The sequence below is a fragment of the Amycolatopsis pigmentata genome (assembly GCF_042684065.1).
Classification (GTDB): Bacteria; Actinomycetota; Actinomycetes; order Mycobacteriales; family Pseudonocardiaceae; genus Amycolatopsis_E; species Amycolatopsis_E pigmentata.
The window spans coordinates 1,034,519-1,050,849 of record NZ_JBHUKR010000004.1 but is presented as its reverse complement, the minus strand read 5'-3'; the positions used below and the strand labels follow the sequence as shown (position 1 = coordinate 1,050,849).

Here is a 16,331-nt window from a genome sequence, read left to right as displayed (position 1 = left end):
TGCTTTGCCATGCCCTTCTCCTCCGGCGCCGGGAACGCGCGTGTCCGGTGAACCGCGGATTCTCCTTGTCGAAGACGCCGAAGCGATCCGTGTCGCGGTGGAAACCGCGCTCGGTTCGGCCGGGTTCGCGGTGCGGGCGCTGGCCGACGGCTCGGGGCTCGAAGCCGAACTGAGCCGCTTCCGGCCGGATCTGGTCGTGCTCGACGTGATGCTGCCCGGCCGCGACGGGTTCGCGCTGCTGCGTGTAATCCGGCGCAGGTCAGCGGCCGGGGTGGTGATGCTGACCGCGCGCGACGGCGTCGAGGACCGGCTGCGTGGTTTCGGCGAAGGCGCGGACGACTATGTGGTGAAGCCGTTCGTGCTGGCCGAACTCATCGCCCGCGTCACCGCCGTGCTGCGCCGGATCGGGCGGGCGGAACCGGCGATCGAGATCGGTGACCTCGTCGTGGACGTGGAGTCCGGGGTGGCGGTCTACGACGGGAACCGCCTCGATCTGACCGCGACGGAATGGAAACTGCTGCGCTACCTCGCCACCCGGCGCGACCGGGTGGTCAGCAAGACCCAGATCCTGACGGCCGTGTGGGGTTACGACGAGTTCAGCCCCAACCTCGTCGAAGTCAACGTCAGCACCCTGCGCAAGAAGCTCGAAGCGCATGGGCCGCGCCTGCTGCACACCGTGCGCGGGCAGGGGTACCTGCTGGGCGGTGAGCCGTCTTGACCGGACTCCGCACGGCCTCCCTGCACCGGCGGGTCCTGCTCACCGCGCTGGTGGTGCTGGTGGCCGTGCTCCTGACCGTCGGCTTCGTGGTGGACGCGGTGTTCCGCGTGCAGGCGGAGCAGGACGTCAACCGGGTGCTCGCCGGACGGGTCCAGTTGGCCCAGCAACTGGCCAAGCAGAACGTCAGCCCGCCGAACCTGCTCAGCCGGGTCGAAACGCGGGGCGTGCGGGGATGGCTGACCCTCGCCGACGGCGACCTCGTCGGTGCGCCCGACGTGTCGGACCAGCGGCTGAAGCAGGTGAAGGCGACGTTGTCCGGCGGGTCGCGGGTCAACGGGGCGAAGCTGACGCTGGTCGCGGACGAAGCGGTGGTGGACGGTGCCGAGCAGACGTTGCGGCGCCTGCTGGTGATCACCGGTCTGATCGCGGTGGCGGTCACCGCGCTGGCGCTGCTGGTAGGTGTCCGGCTGGCACTGTCCCCTTTGGACGCCATGACCCGGCTGGCCCGGTCGATCGTCTCCGGGCGCCGGGGTGACCGGCTCGCGCCCACCCGGACGACCACGGAACTCGGCCGCACGGCCGCGGCGTTCGACGCCGCGCTCGACGCGCTGGAAGGCGCCGAACGCGCGGCGAGGGCGTCCGAAGAACGGACCCGCCGTTTCGTCGCCGACGCCGCCCACGAACTGCGCACCCCGCTCGCCGGTGTCCAGGCGGCCGCCGAGGCGGTGCTGGACGCCTCCCCCGACGACGATCCGGCTCGGGCCGAACACCTGCACCTGCTGCTGGTCCGCGAGTCGCGGCGCGCCGGGAAACTGGTCAACGACCTGCTGGAGCTGGCGCGCCTGGACGCCGGCGACGAGATCGCGCGGGAGCCGGTTTCGTTGCTGTCCTTGGCCCGTTCCCAGGCCGAGCGAGCCCGGTTGCTGGCTCCCGAGGTCAAGACCGAGGTGGCGGGAGTGGACACGCCGGTGCTCGGCGACGCCGACCGCCTGACCCAGGTTCTGGCCAATCTCGTGGACAATGCCCTTCAGGCAATGGAAAACCACGGCACCCTCACCCTGACCGTCGCCGCCGACGGGTGCACCGTTTCCGACACTGGGCCCGGAATCCCGGAAGCGGAACGGGAACGCGTCTTCGACCGCCTCGTCCGGCTCGACGACGCCCGCGACCGGCGGGCCGGCGGATCCGGGCTGGGACTGGCCATCGCGCGCGGTTTCGCTCGCGCGCACGGTGGTGATCTGCGGTGCGAGGAAGCACCCGGCGGTGGTGCGTCCTTCGTCCTGAGCGGACTTACGCCGGCTTAGCCGGTCAAGCCAGGATTTCGTCCAGCCGACCGGTGTGGTTCGGCAGTACGTGGCCCGCGTCGGTGCCGAGGACCTTTTCCAGCAGCGTCGCGTAGACGTCGCGGAAATCGGTGCTCTCCTTGAGATCCCCGTCGTCGAGGTCGGTCAGGCTCGGCTCCGCGCCGTGGAATCCGCCGCGCACCCCGTTGCCGAGTACGAACACCGGGCCGGCGGTGCCATGGTCGGTGCCCTGGCTGGCGTTGGCCTTCACGCGGCGGCCGAACTCCGAATACACCAGCACGATGGCCTGTTTGCCCCGGTCGGTGCGGCCGAGCCGTTGCACGAACGGGGTCAGCGCGCCGTCGAGTTCGGTCAGCAGCCGTTGCTGGGTGCCGCGTTCGTCCGCGTGGGTGTCGAAACCGCCCAGTGACACCGAATACGCGCGGGTCGGCACGCCGGCTTCGATCAGCCCGGCCACGATGTCGAGCTGAGCGGCCAGGGCCGCTTTGCGCTGGGCGGGTTTTCCGTTCGGGTGCACGGCACCGCCGAGGACCTTCTCGGCCTGGTACAGGTCGCCGATCGAATGCGCCGCCTTCGCCTGCCAGTACCCTTCCCCCGGCTGCGCGGCGCCCAACCCCTGGAAGGATTTGCCGAGTGCGCCGTTGGGCAGGGTGAGGCCGCCCACCGGCAGTGACGCGGCCGCGGTCCGCGCGCCCGCCAGCAACGGTGGCAGCACCGGTTCCACCGAGACCGCGCGCAGCGGGTCGTCCCCGGTGGCGTCGAGCCAGCGGCCGAGCCAACCGGTCGGGACCGCGGTGTCGGGGGAGGCCGTCTGCCAGATCGCCATCGACCGGAAGTGCGAGTGGTCCGGTTTCGGGTAGCCGACGCCCCGCACGATCGCGAGTTCATGGTTGTCCCACAGGCCTTTGAAGCCCTTCATGCCCGGGTTGAGGCCGAGCCCGTCACCGAGGTCGAGGACTTCTTCGGGTTTGTAGGCCAGTTCCGGACGAGCGTCCTGGTAGGCGTGGTCACTCGCCGGCACGACGGTGTTGAGCCCGTCGTTGCCGCCGTAGAGCGTCACGACCACGAGCACACCGGCGTTCGGGTCGAGCGGTGAGGCCTGGGCGGCGCTCATCAGGTGCGCCCAGTCCACCTGCGTGGCACCGGCGGCGAGCGCGCCCGCCGCCGTGACGCCACTGGCCACGAGAAACCGGCGCCTGGTCAGTTTGTTCATGATTCCTACCCGCTCACCACGTATTCGGGGGCACAAGCGGCCACAGTGGACAGTTGGGTGACGTTGCCCGCGACACCGGCGAGCGCGGTCCTGGTGCGGTCGGACCAGCCGTCCACACCGAGGAGATCGCCGATGGCGGCCGGTTTGTCCGCCGCCTTGGCGACCGCGCTCAGGTCGGCGTGCGCCGTGACGAGTTGCGCGAGGTGCAGTCGCGCGAGCCCGGCCGACGTGGTCAGCCACGCGCCTCCGGCGGCCCAGCCGCCCACGCTCGGTGGTTCGAACGGCACCTGACCCATCCCGCGCAGCCCCGTCAGGAGCTGCGTCTTCGTCTTGGCGTCCAGCGAACCGGGACGGACACCGAGCGCGCGCATCAATCCCGCGAGCCATTCCACCGGTTGCTTGACCAGGGAAGTGGCGCTGTCACGGAACAACGGCTCCCCGGCGATGGCGGACAGCAGCGAAGGAATGTCGCGGCCGGGTCCGTACGCCGCGACCAGCCGACCGAGCACGTCGGCCGGGGGTGGCGTGGGCGAGACGAGCCGGAACCAGATCCGCCCGGCCACGAACGGCGCCGACTCCGGGCGGTCCAGGACGAGGTCGACGAAGGAGCGGGCGTCGAAATCCGCGGTGCGGCCGAGGATCTGTTTGGCCGCGTCGTCGTGCCGGCGTGGCATCAGGTGCGCGGTCGTGTCACCCCGTGTCGCGGTCCACCCGGTGAGCGCCCGCGCGGCTTCGCGGACGTCGTTCTCGCCGTAGTGGCCGACGCCGAGGGCGAACAGTTCCATGAATTCACGGGCGAGGTTCTCGTTGGGCTTGCCGGCCTTGTTGCTGTTGCCGTCCAGCCACAACAACAACGCCGGATCGACGATCATCGCCTGCGCGAGCCGGGTGAAGCTGCCCATCCCGAGGTCGCGCAGGGTCTGGTTCTGCGTGAGCATCAACTGCGGGCTGCGCACCTTCTGCTCGCTGGTCGCGAAATGCCCGTGCCAGAACCAGGTGAGCCGTTCGACCGCGGGCCGCTCGGCCGCGACCATGCGGTCCAGCCACCACACGGCGGCCTGGGAGGCCTGCTCCTGAAGCTGCTGGGCGGCCTGCTGTTTCGCCGTGGTGTCCTGCTTGCCGGGTGGTTCCGGGGGCGCGCCGAGCCGAGGAGGGGGTGTCGCCTGCGCGCCCGGATCGGGGCCCGGGTTCAGCAGCCTGCTCGCGGTTTCGGCGAAGCCACGGTCCAGGTCGCCGGGCCGGGGCCCGAACCCGAACCGGTCGTGCAGCCGCCGCACCGCCGCTCGTTCAGTGATGAACCCCATGCCCCGGATGATCTCCGGGCAGGAGGTGCCGGGGCCATGGTCCGGCACGGTCCTTCAGCAGATCCTCAGGCGACGGCGAGGGGCGTGATTGACACCGCTGACCCGCCACAACCATGATCGGGGCGAGAAGGCGAGGCAGCGGAAAGGCGTGCATCATGACCACAGCCGGTGACGGGTCGGTTCTCTTTCCCACCTCGCTGGTCGGCAGCTATCCCCAGCCCGACTGGCTCATCGACCGTCAGAAGCTGGCCGGGCGGTTCCCGCCGCGGGTGCGCGCCCGCGAACTGTGGCGCGTCCCCGCCGAGCATCTCGCCGAAGCCCAGGACGACGCGACCCTGCTCGCCATCCACGACCAGGAGGCCGCGGGGCTGGACATCATCACCGACGGGGAGATGCGCCGCGAGAGCTATTCCAACCACTTCGCCACCGCGCTCGACGGCGTCGACATCGACAATCCGGGCACCGCGCTGGACCGCACCGGCCATCCCAACCCGGTGCCGCGCATCACCGGGCCGATCGGGCGGTCACGGCCGGTCGAGCGCGCCGATGTCGAGTTCCTGCGGGCGCACACCGGGCGCACGGTCAAGATCACCGTGCCCGGCCCGTTCACCATGGCGCAGCAGGCGCAGAACGACTACTACCCGGACGTGCGCTCCGCCGCGCTCGCCTACGCCGACGTGTGCAGGCAGGAGATCGCGGACCTCTTCGCCGCGGGTGCCGACATCGTCCAGATCGACGAGCCGTACCTGCAGGCACGCCCCGAAGAGGCACGGCGCTACGGCGTCGAAGCGCTCAACCGTGCCCTGGAAGGCGCTCCGGGCACCACCGCGGTGCACCTGTGCTTCGGCTACGCGGCCATCGTCCACGAACGCCCGGAGGGATACTCGTTCCTCCCGGAACTGGCCGACGCCGCCTGCGACCAGATCTCCATCGAGACCGCACAGTCCAATTTGGACCTCGATGTGCTCGAGAGCATCTCCGGCAAGACCATCATCCTCGGCGTCATCGACAACTCCACACCCGAGGTGGAAACCCCCGCGACCGTCGCCGCGCGGGCCCGCCGCGCGCTCGACATCCTCGAACCGGGAAAGATCGTGCTGGCGCCGGACTGCGGCATGAAGTACCTGCCGCGCGACGCGGCCAGGGGCAAGCTCGAATCCATGGCGAAGGCGGCACGCCAACTCCGCGCCGAGGCGGGCGTGCCCTCTTCCTGACCGGAGGGTGATTCTTTTCCCCCAGGCGGGGTAGCCGGAACCGGTTACCTGGGAAGGGGGAACGATGACCGTGACGATGGGCCTGATCGCCGATCCGGGCCTGCCGAGCGAGTTGACCCGTGATCTTGCCGGAGAGTTGCCCGAGGCACTGAAGAGCAACCTCGGCGAGGGCGACTGGGAGGTCTCTTTCCGTTGTGAGGCCTTGAGTCTCGACGATCACGGCCACATCCCGCTGGGGGAGATCGCCGAGCGGGAACGCCGTCGTGACCACTGGGACCTGGTGGTCTGCGTGACCGATCTGCCGCGGTGCGCCGGGGGCAGCGCGGTGGTCGCGGACATCAGTACCACGCATCGCGCCGCGCTGGCTTCGTTGCCCGCCCTGGCCGGTTTGTCGGTCCGGCGGCGGCTGCTCGACGCCGTGGTGCGGTTGGCCGCCGAACTCCGGCAGGAAGCGAGCCCGTCGCCGCGGATGCGGCGCCGGGGTCTGATCGCCCCGGTGAAAATGACCGGGAACGCCGGAAAGGACGTCGACGCGTCGCTGGTGCTGGTGGGGCCGAGGGGGTGGGCACGGCTGCTGTTCGGCATGGTGCGGGACAACCGGCCCTGGCGGATGGTGCCGAGCCTGTCCCGGGCGCTGGCCGCTTCGGCGGCCTCGGCGGCTTTCGGCGTTTTCTACAGCAGCATCTGGGCGATGGCCGACTTCCTCAGCGCCGGACGGCTCGCGCTGATCACCTTCTTCGCGATCGCCGCGATGGTGGTCTGGCTGATCGCGTACAACGACCTGTGGGAACGCGCGACCGGCCGGACTCCCCGCGCCCAGGCGGTGCTCTACAACGCGGCCACCGTGGGCACGGTGTTCCTCGGCGTGGCGTGCATCTACGCCGTTCTCCTGGTGGTGACCACGCTGGCCGCGCTGGCCGTGATCTCCGCCCCCTACCTGGCGAAGAGCCTGGGACATACCGCCGATTTCGGGAACTACCTGAAGCTGGCGTGGTTGTCCGCGTCGCTCGGGACGGTCGCCGGGGCGCTGGGATCCAGCTTCGAGTCCGAGGAAGCCGTTCAACAGGCCACCTACAGCAGGCGCGAGCGGGAGCGGCGTGCCCGCACCCGTGAGGCGGAGCAGCGCGAGCAGGAAGAGGCTGCCCGCGACCGCGACGGTTAGCGCCAAGGGCGTTTTCATCATCGCCGGGCGATGACACCGCGAGCCGGATCTGGTGCCGTGCGGGCAAGCGCGCTGAGGAGGCACCCATGGCCAGGGCGGTAGGCATCGACTTAGGGACGACCAACTCCGTGATCGCCGCGTGGGAAGGCGGCGAAGCGAGGGTGGTGCCCAACACGGAGGGTTCCCGCACCACACCGTCGGTGGTGGCCTTCACCGAGGGCGGGGAACGGCTGGTCGGCCAGCTCGCGCGCCGGCAGTCGATTCTCAATCCCCAGGGGACGATCTACTCGGCGAAGCGGTTCATCGGCCGCCGGTTCGACGAGATCGGTGACGAGGCCAAGGCGGTCGCCTTCGACGTGGTGGCCGACGAGGGGGGCAACGCGCGGTTCGACGTGCGCGGCAAGCTCTACGCGCCGGAGGAGATCAGCGCGCAGGTCCTGCGCAAACTCGCCGACGACGCGGCGAAGCAACTCGGCGAGCGGGTCACCGAAGCCGTGATCACGGTGCCCGCCTACTTCAACGACGCGCAGCGCACCGCGACCAAGGACGCGGGAAAGATCGCGGGGCTGTCGGTGCTGCGGATCATCAACGAGCCGACCGCGGCGGCGCTGGCCTACGGCCTCGACAAGCGCCAGCACGAGACGGTGCTCGTCTTCGACCTCGGCGGCGGCACCTTCGACGTGAGCGTGCTCGACGTCGGTGACGGCGTGGTCGAGGTGCGGGCCAGCTCCGGTGACGGCCACCTCGGCGGTGACGACTTCGACCGGCGGCTCGTGGACTACCTGGCCGAGGAGTTCCAACGGGAGCAGGGAATCGACCTCCGCAACGATCCCCAAGCGCTGCAACGGTTGTTCGAGGCCGCCGAGAAGGCGAAGGTGGAGCTCAGCTCGGTCACGCAGACGCAGGTGAACCTGCCCTTCGTCACCGCGGACGCCGCCGGGCCCAAGCACCTGACCGCCACGGTGATGCGGTCGACGTTCGACAAGATCACCGGGGACCTGGTGCAGCGGTGCCTGGGCCCGGTCAAGCAGGCGATGGCGGACGCGAAGGTGAGCGACGCCGAAATCGACGAGGTCATCCTGGTCGGCGGCTCGACCCGGATCCCGGCCGTGCAGAACCTGGTGCGGCGGCTGACCGGGGGCAAGGACCCGAACATGAGCGTCCATCCCGACGAGGTGGTGGCCATCGGCGCGGCCGTGCAGGCCGGGGTGCTCAAGGGCGAGGTCTCGGACGTGCTTCTGCTCGACGTGACACCGCTTTCGCTGGGCGTGGAAACCCGGGGCGGGGTGATGACGAAAATCATCGAGCGGAACACCACGATCCCGGCCCGCCGCGGCGAGACCTTCTCGACGGCGGAGGACAACCAGGCCGCGGTGGACATCGTCGTGCTGCAGGGGGAACGTGAGCGGGCCGCGGACAACCGGGTGCTCGGCCGCTTCCGGCTGGAGGACATCCGGACCGCGCCGCAGGGTGAGCCTCAGGTCGAGGTCACCTTCGACATCGACGCCAACGGCATTCTCGCCGTCACGGCGCGCGACCGGGACACCGGCGCGGAGCAGGGCATCACGATCAGCGAAAGTTCCAATCTGGACCCCGGCGAAGTGGAGCGGATGGTCGCCGAGGCCGAGCGCAACCGGTCCGAAGACCTCCGGCTGCGGGAAGCCGTCGACGCCCGCAACGCGATGGATTCGGCGGCGCACCAGGTGGAACACCGGCTGAGTGAACTCGGCGAAGCGGCACCCGCGCACGAACGGTCGCGCGCCGAAATGCTGGTCACCGAGGCGCGAGAAGCCCTGAAGTCGGAGGCGCCGATCGACCGGGCTCGCTCGCTGACCTCGGAACTGCAACAGCTCTACCACTCCCTGGCGGCGCACCAGGGAACGGAGCCCCGACCGTCCACATCGGAGGGTGGCGAAGACGGCGGTGACGATGTGGTGGACGCCGAATTCGATCGGGGCTGACCCCTGATGCCCGAAGAATCTCCTATCGCCGACGGCCAGGACACCGCGCGGGAGAAGGCCGCCGAGTTCGAGGACCGCTGGCGCCGCACCCTGGCCGACCTGGACAATCTCCGCAAGCGGTTCTCCAAGGACCTCGGCCGTGGCCGGCTGGCGTCGCGGAACGAGGCGATGGCCGCGTGGTTGCCCGTGCTGGACAACCTGGAACTGGCGCTTTCGCACGCCGAAGAGGACACCAACCCGGTCATGGACGGCGTGCGCGCGGTCCGCGATCAGGCCGTGGACGTGCTGGCACGGCTCGGTTACCCGCGGCAGGACGAAGTGGGCGTGCCGTTCGACCCGCACCGGCACGAGGTCGTCGGCACGGCCGACGACCCGGACCGGCCGGACGGTGTCGTGATCAGTGTCGTGCGGCCCGGCTACGGCGAGGACGAGACCCAGTTGCGGCCGGCGGCGGTCGTGGTGAACCGGCGGGGGTGAACGTGGCGTGGCGAAGGATTTCTACGCGGCGCTGGGCGTTTCCCGGAACGCCACCACCGACGAGATCGGACAGGCCTACCGCACGCTCGCCCGGAAATACCATCCCGACATCAACGCCGACCCGGGCGCGGAGGACCGGTTCAAGGAGATCAGCGAGGCCTATCAGGTCCTGTCCGACCCCGGCACCCGTGCCCGCTACGACCGGTTCGGCCCGGACTTCCGGCAGATCCCGGAAGGTGCCGAGCGCGCGGCGAGCGCGGGCGGGCCGCGCGGTGCGAATGTCCACTTCGGACAAGGAGGCGGGATCGACTTCGAGGACCTGTTCGGCGGGCTCTTCGGGGCAGGGTCCGGGGCCGGCCGGATGTCCGGTGCCGACCAGGAAGCCGAACTCCCGCTCAGCGTCGAAGAGGCCTATCGCGGCGGGAAACGCCAGGTGAGCGTCACCGGGCGCGGCGGGCGCGAGTACGACGTCGCCATCCCGCCCGGCGTGACCGACGGCCAGCGCATCCGGCTCGCCGGCGAAGGCGGGCGAGGCCGCGGCGGCCCGGCCGGTGATCTCTTCCTGCGGGTCCGGATCGCTCCGCACTCCCGGTACCGGCTGGACGGCCGCGACATTCATCTCGTGCTGCGGTTGACGCCGTGGGAAGCGGCGCTGGGCGCGAACGTTCCGGTCACCACGCCGGGTGGCGAGGTGAAGGTCCGGGTCCCGCCGGGAACCTCCAGCGGCAAGCGGCTCCGGCTGCGCGGCGAGGGCATGCCGGACCCGCGCGGCCGCCCCGGTGACCTCTACGCCGAGGTCCGGATCATGGTGCCGCCCAAGCCGGACCGCCGGGAACGGGAACTGTTCGAGCAGTTGGCGGCGGTGTCGGACTTCGACCCACGGAGGACGCGATGAGCTTTCCCCTTGCCGTGCCGCCGCGGCGGCTCAGCCTGGAGGTGGTGGCCCGGCTGAGTGGCCTGCACCCGGACTTGTTGCGGCGCCTGGTGACGTTGAGCGTGCTGGACGCGCGCCGTGACGCCGACGGAGAGCTGTGGTTCGACCCGGAAGTCCTCGCCACCATCGGGCGGATCCAGCGGCTGCGGGCCGGGCTCGGCGTCAACTATGCCGGTGTGGCCGTCGTTCTCGACCTGCTCGATCGCATTCGCCGACTGGAAACCGAGCTGCGGAGGAGGCCGGAACGATGGACCTGAACCGGCTCACCGAGAAGTCACGGGAAGCGTTGAGCGAGGCGCAGTCCGTCGCCACCCGCCTCGGTCAGACCGAAGTGGACGGTGCGCACCTGTTGTTCGCCTTGCTGAGTCAGGAAGGCCTGGTACCGAGGCTGATCGAGCGGGCGGGAGCGGACCCCGGCGAACTGCGCGCCGCCGTCGAGCGGGAGCTGGCACGGCGGCCAAAGGTCACCGGACCGGGTGCCGAGCCGGGACAGGTGTTCCTCAGCAGGCACCTCTCGAAGATCCTCGACGACGCGGAGCGGGAGGCCAAGCGCCTCAAGGACGAATACGTCTCGGTCGAACATCTCCTGCTGGCGCTGATCGACGAGGAGCCGGTCCTCGCCGCCAACGGCGTCACCAAGGACTCCTTCCTGACCGCGCTCACCAGTGTGCGCGGCAGCCAGCGGGTCACGTCGGCCTCGCCCGAAGCCGCCTACGAAGCGCTCGAAAAGTACGGGCGCGATCTGGTCGTCGAAGCCCGCGCGGGCCGGCTCGACCCGGTGATCGGGCGCGACGCGGAAATCCGCCGCGTGATCCAGATCCTCAGCCGCAAGACGAAGAACAACCCGGTGCTCATCGGCGATCCCGGCGTCGGCAAGACCGCGATCGCCGAGGGACTCGCGCAGCGCATCGTCAACGGTGACGTGCCGGAAGGCTTGCGGGACAAGACGATTTTCGCGCTGGACATGGGATCACTGGTGGCCGGTGCCAAGTACCGCGGCGAGTTCGAGGAACGGCTCAAGGCGGTGCTGGGCGAGGTGAAGGCCGCCGAAGGGCGGATCCTGTTGTTCGTCGACGAACTACACACGGTGGTCGGCGCCGGAGCGGCCGAAGGCGCGGTGGACGCGGGCAACATGCTCAAGCCGATGCTCGCCCGCGGCGAACTGCACATGATCGGCGCGACCACGCTCGACGAATATCGCAAGCGCGTGGAATCCGATGCCGCGCTGGAACGCCGTTTCCAGACGGTCATGGTCGGCGAGCCGGACGTGGCGGACACCATTTCCATCCTGCGGGGCCTGCGGGAGCGCCTGGAGGTCTTCCACGGCGTCAAGATCACCGACAGCGCCCTGGTCGCCGCGGCGACGCTGTCCCACCGCTACATCACCGACCGCTTCCTCCCGGACAAGGCGATCGACCTCGTCGACGAGGCCTGCGCCCGGCTGCGCACCGAGATCGACTCGATGCCGGCCGAACTGGACCAGCTCACGCGCCGGGTTACCCGGCTGGAGATCGAAGAAGCCGCGCTGGCCAAGGAAACCGACGAGGCGGGCAAGCTTCGGTTGGAGGAACTTCGGAGGGGGTCTGGGGGCTTGCCCCCAGAGGGGGGTGTGGGGGGCCGTGCCCCCCACAGAACACCAGGGTTGGCGGATCTGCGCACCGAGGCGGATTCCATGCGGGCGCAGTGGGAAACCGAACGCGAGGCGATCAAACGAGTGCAGCATCTGCGTCAGGAACTGGAGCAGGTGCGGCATGAGGCCGAAGAAGCCGAGCGTTCCTACGACCTCAACCGTGCGGCCGAACTCCGGTACGGACGGCTCACCGAACTCGAGCGTGACCTGGCAGCCGAAGAAGAACGCGTGACGGCCAGGCAGGACACACTGCTGCGCGAGGTGGTCACCGACGAGGAGATCGCCGAGATCGTGGCGGCGTGGACCGGTATCCCGGTGGCGCGTCTGCGCGAAGGCGAGCGCGAGAAACTCCTGCGGCTGGACGAGATCCTGCACGCCAGGGTGATCGGCCAGGACGAGGCCGTCACGCTGGTCGCGGACGCGATCATCCGCGCCCGCTCGGGCATCCGCGACCCGCGCAGGCCCATCGGCTCGTTCGTCTTCCTCGGCCCCACCGGCGTCGGGAAGACGGAACTGGCCAAGACCCTCGCTGCCGCGCTGTTCGACAGCGAGGAGAGCATGGTCCGGCTCGACATGAGCGAATACCAGGAACGCCACACCGTTTCCCGGCTCGTCGGCGCGCCACCAGGGTACGTCGGCTACGAAGAGGGCGGGCAGCTCACCGAGGCGGTGCGCCGCAAACCGTACTCCGTGGTGCTGTTCGACGAGATCGAAAAGGCCCACCCCGACGTGTTCAACACCCTCCTCCAGATCCTCGACGACGGCCGGATCACCGACTCGCAGGGCCGGGTGGTCGGCTTCCGCAACACGGTGATCATCATGACCTCGAACATCGGGTCCGAGTTCCTGCTCGAAGGGTCCACCGTGGGCGGGGAAATCAAGGCCGAGGCCCGCGACCGGGTCATGGCGGAGCTGCGCCGGCACTTTCGGCCCGAGTTCCTCAACCGCATCGACGACGTCGTGCTATTCAAGCCGCTCACGCAGGCGCAACTGGAACGGATCGTCGACCTCCAGCTGGACGACCTGCGCTCGCGACTGGCGGACCGGCGGATTTCCGTCGAACTGACCGAGAAGGGACGGCGGCTGATCGCGCAGCGCGGCTACGACCCGGTCTACGGCGCCCGGCCACTGCGCCGCTACCTCTCGCACGACATCGAAACCCGCATCGGCCGCGCGCTCATCCGCGGCGACCTCCAGGATGGTCAGATCGTGCGGATCGACGCCACCGGCGACGAAATCACGCTGGACTACCTTCACAAGAACTGATCGACGAATTCACGGGCCGCGATGGCCACGTCGTGCCCGGCCTGCCGAAGCCGGACGCCGAGACCGGTGAACGGCGCCACGTCCCCTCTGGACCCGAACGCGGCTATCACAACAGTGCTCATGGTTCCCCCTTGGTTGCCAGATCGAAAATGGTGACGAGTTCCTCGCAGTAGCCGGGCACGTCGAAACCGGCGTCGCGGGACGACTGAAGGACAGCGCCGTCGATCGCCTGCCGCAGCGCTGTCGTCATGTGGTGTACCGGGAAGGCGCGGAATTCGCCCGTGCGCTGCCCGAGTTCGAAAATCGTGGTGGGGTCCAGGGCCGCGAGGTCTCCCTGGGGCGGCTGTCGCGCGGTGGACTCCGCCATCTCCTCGTCGAGCCGCTGCCCGGTGGCCGAGCGGTAGCTGGTCCAGATCTCCAGCATCGCCAGCGCATGGTCGCGGTGGGTGTGGATGAACTCGCCGTTGGACCGGATATAGGCGCGCAGCTTGCCGGAGGCGGTCTCCTCGGCCGCGATGGCGGGCACCATCACCGGCACCGACGCGAGGAAGATCTCCATCACCAGCGTGTGGACCAGTTTCTCCTTGGTGGAGAAGTAGTAGAGCACCACGCTCTTGGCCACTCCGGCGCGCTCGGCGATCTTGCCGATCGACGCCGCCGGGTAGCCGGCCTCGGCGACGAGTTCGATCGCGCATCCGACGATCTGCGTCCGCCGCGCCCGCTCGGTGAACGTTTGTCCACCCGGTTCATCATTAGTCCGCACGAACGAAGTATAGACCGATCGGTCAAGAAGCGGAATGTGTGCTGATCAGGATGCCGTTGCCGATGAAAGGGCCGTCACGTCCGACGCCCGGGCGACGGAGTTCAGACGCTGCGCAGGACGGAGACGACGATGCCGAGGACGACGGCCTCGTCACCGTCGATGACGTCGTAAGCCGGGTTGCGCGGTTCGAGCAGGACGTGACCGTCTCGGCGGCGAAACACCTTGACCGTGGCCTCGCCGTCGATCATCGCGGCGACGATCTGGCCCGAGTAGGCCTCGGACTGCTGCCGCACCACCACCATGTCACCGTCACAGATCGCCGCATCGATCATCGAGTCACCGCGTACGCGCAGCGCGAAGACGGTGCCGCGTCCGGCGAGTTCGCGGGGGAGGGTCAGCATGTCGTCGGTGTGCTCGTCGGCGGTGATGGGAGTTCCCGCGGCGATGTCACCGACCACGGGCACGGTGACGGAGTCGCCGGAAGGCTCCTGGGCCACGGTCTCCCGCAGGAACGCGCGCACGTCGATCGGGCGGGACACTCCGGTGCCACGCCGCAGGAATCCCTTGTCCTCCAGGCTGGCCAGGTGTTTCGACACCGACGACGAAGACCGCAGCCCGACCGCGTCACCGATTTCGCGCGTGCTCGGCGAATATCCGTGGCGCACCACCCAGTCCCGGATCGCGACCAGGATCCGTTGCTGGCGGGGCGGCAGGGAGGAGGCGTCGAGCTGGTCGAAATCGTCGTAGGTGGTCACCCGCGAAATGGTAGAGGCCGACCTCGCGCGGTTCAGCGCCGGTTCTCCGGCTGACACCGCGGGCACCAGGTGGTACCGCGGCCGCCCGCGCGGCCGTGGGCGAGGACGGTGCCGCAGCGCGGGCAGGTTCCGGACGGCTCGTCGCGCCGCCCGGTCAGCCACGACTTCCGGGGCGGCACCCGGCCCACCTTGATCGACTGCCGGAGCACACCGCGCGTGGCGGTGGCCAGCCCGGCGAACTCGTGCCCGCCGAGCCGGGCGCACGAGACACGCGGGTGCAGGCCCGCACGCCACAGGATCTCGTCGGCCAGCAGATTGCCGATCCCGGCGACGACGGACTGGTCCACCAGCGTCGCCTTGATCTGCCCTCGCCGTCCGTGCAGCACCTCGTCCCATTTCTTGGTGGTCATTTCCGTCGCGTCCGGTCCGAGACCGGCGAGCAGATCCTCCACACCGCGCGGATAGTCCAGCAACCGCAGGCCCTGCAACTTCCGCATGTCCCGATACCGCAATTCGCCATCGGAAAAGCCGAACACGACGCGGTCGTGACGGTCCGGTTCTCCCCATTGGAGCGAGCCCGTCATGCCGAAGTGGAACACCACGGCGTCCGGGCCGGCAGGGGCGATGAGCCACTTGCCATGCCTGCGCGGCTCGGAGAAACGGCGCCCGGTCAGCGTGCGCGACAACCGCTCAGCGCTGACGTCGCGGAGCACTCCCTGGTCCCGCACCTCGACACGCTGGATCGGCCGGCCGACCGCGTGCGACGCGAGCACCCGGCGGAACCCTTCGACGTCCGGCAACTCCGGCATGGTCCGGGACTACCCGGGTAACGCTCACGGCAAAGCTTCGAGTTGGGTGAGGTAGGCGTCGAGTTGGGCCGCGCCCGCCAGGAGACCGCGGCTGCGCGTGGTCAGCCTGGCCTGCCAGGAGTCGAGGAAGGCGCTCAGCGCGTCGGCTCCACCCGCCTCACGCAGCGCCTCGATGAACCGCGCGACCTGGTGCAGCGGGTACCCGCCCCGGCGTAGTTGCCGTGCGATCTCGGCGTCACGCACGCCGTCCGGTCCGTATTCGCGGTAACCCGTGGCCCGGTTGCGTTCGGGACGCAGGATGCCCTGAGTCTCCCAGGTGCGCAGCGTCGCCGGGTGCACGCCGAGACGGCGTGCGAGTTCCCCCACTGTCAGCGGCCGGCCGCCGACCGGGACGGGTGGCGTGGTGGAGAGCACGCCCAGAGCCGTGGCGACTTCGGCGCGCGTGTCGCGTTCGGCGAGCAGCGCGACGTGTGCGGCGTCGATGAGCCGGTAGGCGGACTCGGTCTCGCCGCGGTTGGTCGCGCGCATGATCTCCGTCGCCTGCTGGTGCCCGTGGCCGCGGCGCAACGCCAGGAAGGCACGGAGGGCCTGCGCGTGCAGGGGTGTGTAGAGACGGTAGCCGGACTCGCTGCGTTCGGTCGGCGGCAGGATGCCGGCGTCGTCGTAGTTGCGGATCGCCTGTGCGGACAACCCGTGTTCCCGGGCGAGGTCGATCGGGCGCACTCACACCTCCGTTTGAGGCTTCAACCTATCGAACCCAGGTCGGCATCGCACAAGTTTCCCTCGATTCTTCAACGATAGCGTCGAGGTCAGTTCCTTAC

At 69.6% G+C, this 16,331-nt stretch carries 16 protein-coding genes; 9 read left to right on the top strand and 7 right to left on the bottom strand.

The features are described from left to right. Positions 1-40: 40 nt before the first annotated feature. Together ACFSXZ_RS06550 and ACFSXZ_RS06545 are read left to right on the top strand one after the other, a co-directional pair. A complete protein-coding gene (locus tag ACFSXZ_RS06550; protein WP_378262276.1) occupies positions 41-718 on the top strand; it encodes a response regulator transcription factor in 678 nt (225 codons plus the stop codon). After that, positions 715-2,022 (top strand): sensor histidine kinase, encoded by a 1,308-nt coding sequence (locus tag ACFSXZ_RS06545; protein WP_378262274.1) that lies wholly within the window; start codon positions 715-717, stop codon positions 2,020-2,022. Before ACFSXZ_RS06550 ends, ACFSXZ_RS06545 begins: the two co-directional genes overlap by 4 nt. A gap of 4 nt (positions 2,023-2,026) precedes the next feature. Here the strand turns inward: ACFSXZ_RS06545 and ACFSXZ_RS06540 are convergent, their stop codons facing one another. Both ACFSXZ_RS06540 and ACFSXZ_RS06535 read right to left on the bottom strand, forming a co-directional pair. Further along, positions 2,027-3,235: a DUF1501 domain-containing protein gene (locus tag ACFSXZ_RS06540; protein ID WP_378262272.1), complete on the bottom strand. Its 1,209-nt coding sequence runs from the start codon at positions 3,233-3,235 to the stop codon at positions 2,027-2,029. Between the two features lie 5 nt (positions 3,236-3,240). Then, positions 3,241-4,539, bottom strand: a complete 1,299-nt coding sequence (locus tag ACFSXZ_RS06535) for a DUF1800 domain-containing protein (RefSeq protein WP_378262270.1) — start codon at positions 4,537-4,539, stop codon at positions 3,241-3,243. A gap of 155 nt (positions 4,540-4,694) precedes the next feature. Here ACFSXZ_RS06535 and ACFSXZ_RS06530 point away from each other — a divergent pair, with 155 nt between their 5' ends. From ACFSXZ_RS06530 to clpB, 7 genes are all read left to right on the top strand, one after another. After that, positions 4,695-5,753, top strand: a complete 1,059-nt coding sequence (locus ACFSXZ_RS06530; protein WP_378262268.1) for a uroporphyrinogen decarboxylase family protein — start codon at positions 4,695-4,697, stop codon at positions 5,751-5,753. A gap of 64 nt (positions 5,754-5,817) precedes the next feature. Continuing rightward, complete coding sequence (locus tag ACFSXZ_RS06525) at positions 5,818-6,915, top strand: hypothetical protein (RefSeq protein WP_378262266.1); 1,098 nt, start codon at positions 5,818-5,820, stop codon at positions 6,913-6,915. A gap of 86 nt (positions 6,916-7,001) precedes the next feature. Further along, complete coding sequence (dnaK, locus tag ACFSXZ_RS06520) at positions 7,002-8,876, top strand: molecular chaperone DnaK (protein WP_378262264.1); 1,875 nt, start codon at positions 7,002-7,004, stop codon at positions 8,874-8,876. A 6-nt stretch (positions 8,877-8,882) separates the two neighbouring features. Then, positions 8,883-9,353: a nucleotide exchange factor GrpE gene (locus ACFSXZ_RS06515; protein WP_378262262.1), complete on the top strand. Its 471-nt coding sequence runs from the start codon at positions 8,883-8,885 to the stop codon at positions 9,351-9,353. A gap of 7 nt (positions 9,354-9,360) precedes the next feature. Beyond that, a complete protein-coding gene (locus ACFSXZ_RS06510) occupies positions 9,361-10,248 on the top strand; it encodes a DnaJ C-terminal domain-containing protein (RefSeq protein WP_378262260.1) in 888 nt (295 codons plus the stop codon). After that, positions 10,245-10,544 carry a chaperone modulator CbpM gene (locus ACFSXZ_RS06505; RefSeq protein WP_378262258.1) on the top strand — a complete coding sequence of 100 codons (300 nt, stop codon included), beginning with the start codon at positions 10,245-10,247 and terminating at the stop codon, positions 10,542-10,544. The genes ACFSXZ_RS06510 and ACFSXZ_RS06505 overlap by 4 nt, the downstream gene beginning before the upstream one ends. Continuing rightward, entirely contained in the window at positions 10,535-13,183 is a 2,649-nt protein-coding gene (gene clpB, locus ACFSXZ_RS06500; RefSeq protein WP_378262256.1) for an ATP-dependent chaperone ClpB, read from the top strand. Before ACFSXZ_RS06505 ends, clpB begins: the two co-directional genes overlap by 10 nt. On the opposite strand, the gene ACFSXZ_RS06495 is transcribed toward clpB, so the two are convergent. The 5 genes from ACFSXZ_RS06495 to ACFSXZ_RS06475 form a co-directional block, all read right to left on the bottom strand. Next, on the bottom strand, positions 13,171-13,305 hold the full coding sequence (locus ACFSXZ_RS06495) for a glycosyltransferase (protein ID WP_378262254.1): 135 nt from the start codon (positions 13,303-13,305) through the stop codon (positions 13,171-13,173). The two genes, clpB and ACFSXZ_RS06495, sit on opposite strands and share 13 nt — an antisense overlap. Beyond that, complete coding sequence (locus ACFSXZ_RS06490) at positions 13,302-13,946, bottom strand: TetR/AcrR family transcriptional regulator (protein ID WP_378262252.1); 645 nt, start codon at positions 13,944-13,946, stop codon at positions 13,302-13,304. The genes ACFSXZ_RS06495 and ACFSXZ_RS06490 overlap by 4 nt, the downstream gene beginning before the upstream one ends. Before the next feature lie 101 nt (positions 13,947-14,047). Beyond that, the gene (lexA, locus tag ACFSXZ_RS06485) at positions 14,048-14,701 is read right to left on the bottom strand and encodes a transcriptional repressor LexA (RefSeq protein ID WP_378262250.1); all 654 of its coding nucleotides are present in this window, start codon (positions 14,699-14,701) and stop codon (positions 14,048-14,050) included. A 32-nt stretch (positions 14,702-14,733) separates the two neighbouring features. Next, positions 14,734-15,510: an Fpg/Nei family DNA glycosylase gene (locus ACFSXZ_RS06480; RefSeq protein ID WP_378262248.1), complete on the bottom strand. Its 777-nt coding sequence runs from the start codon at positions 15,508-15,510 to the stop codon at positions 14,734-14,736. 24 nt (positions 15,511-15,534) lie between these two features. Beyond that, complete coding sequence (locus tag ACFSXZ_RS06475; RefSeq protein ID WP_378262246.1) at positions 15,535-16,233, bottom strand: MerR family transcriptional regulator; 699 nt, start codon at positions 16,231-16,233, stop codon at positions 15,535-15,537. Positions 16,234-16,331 lie beyond the last annotated feature (98 nt).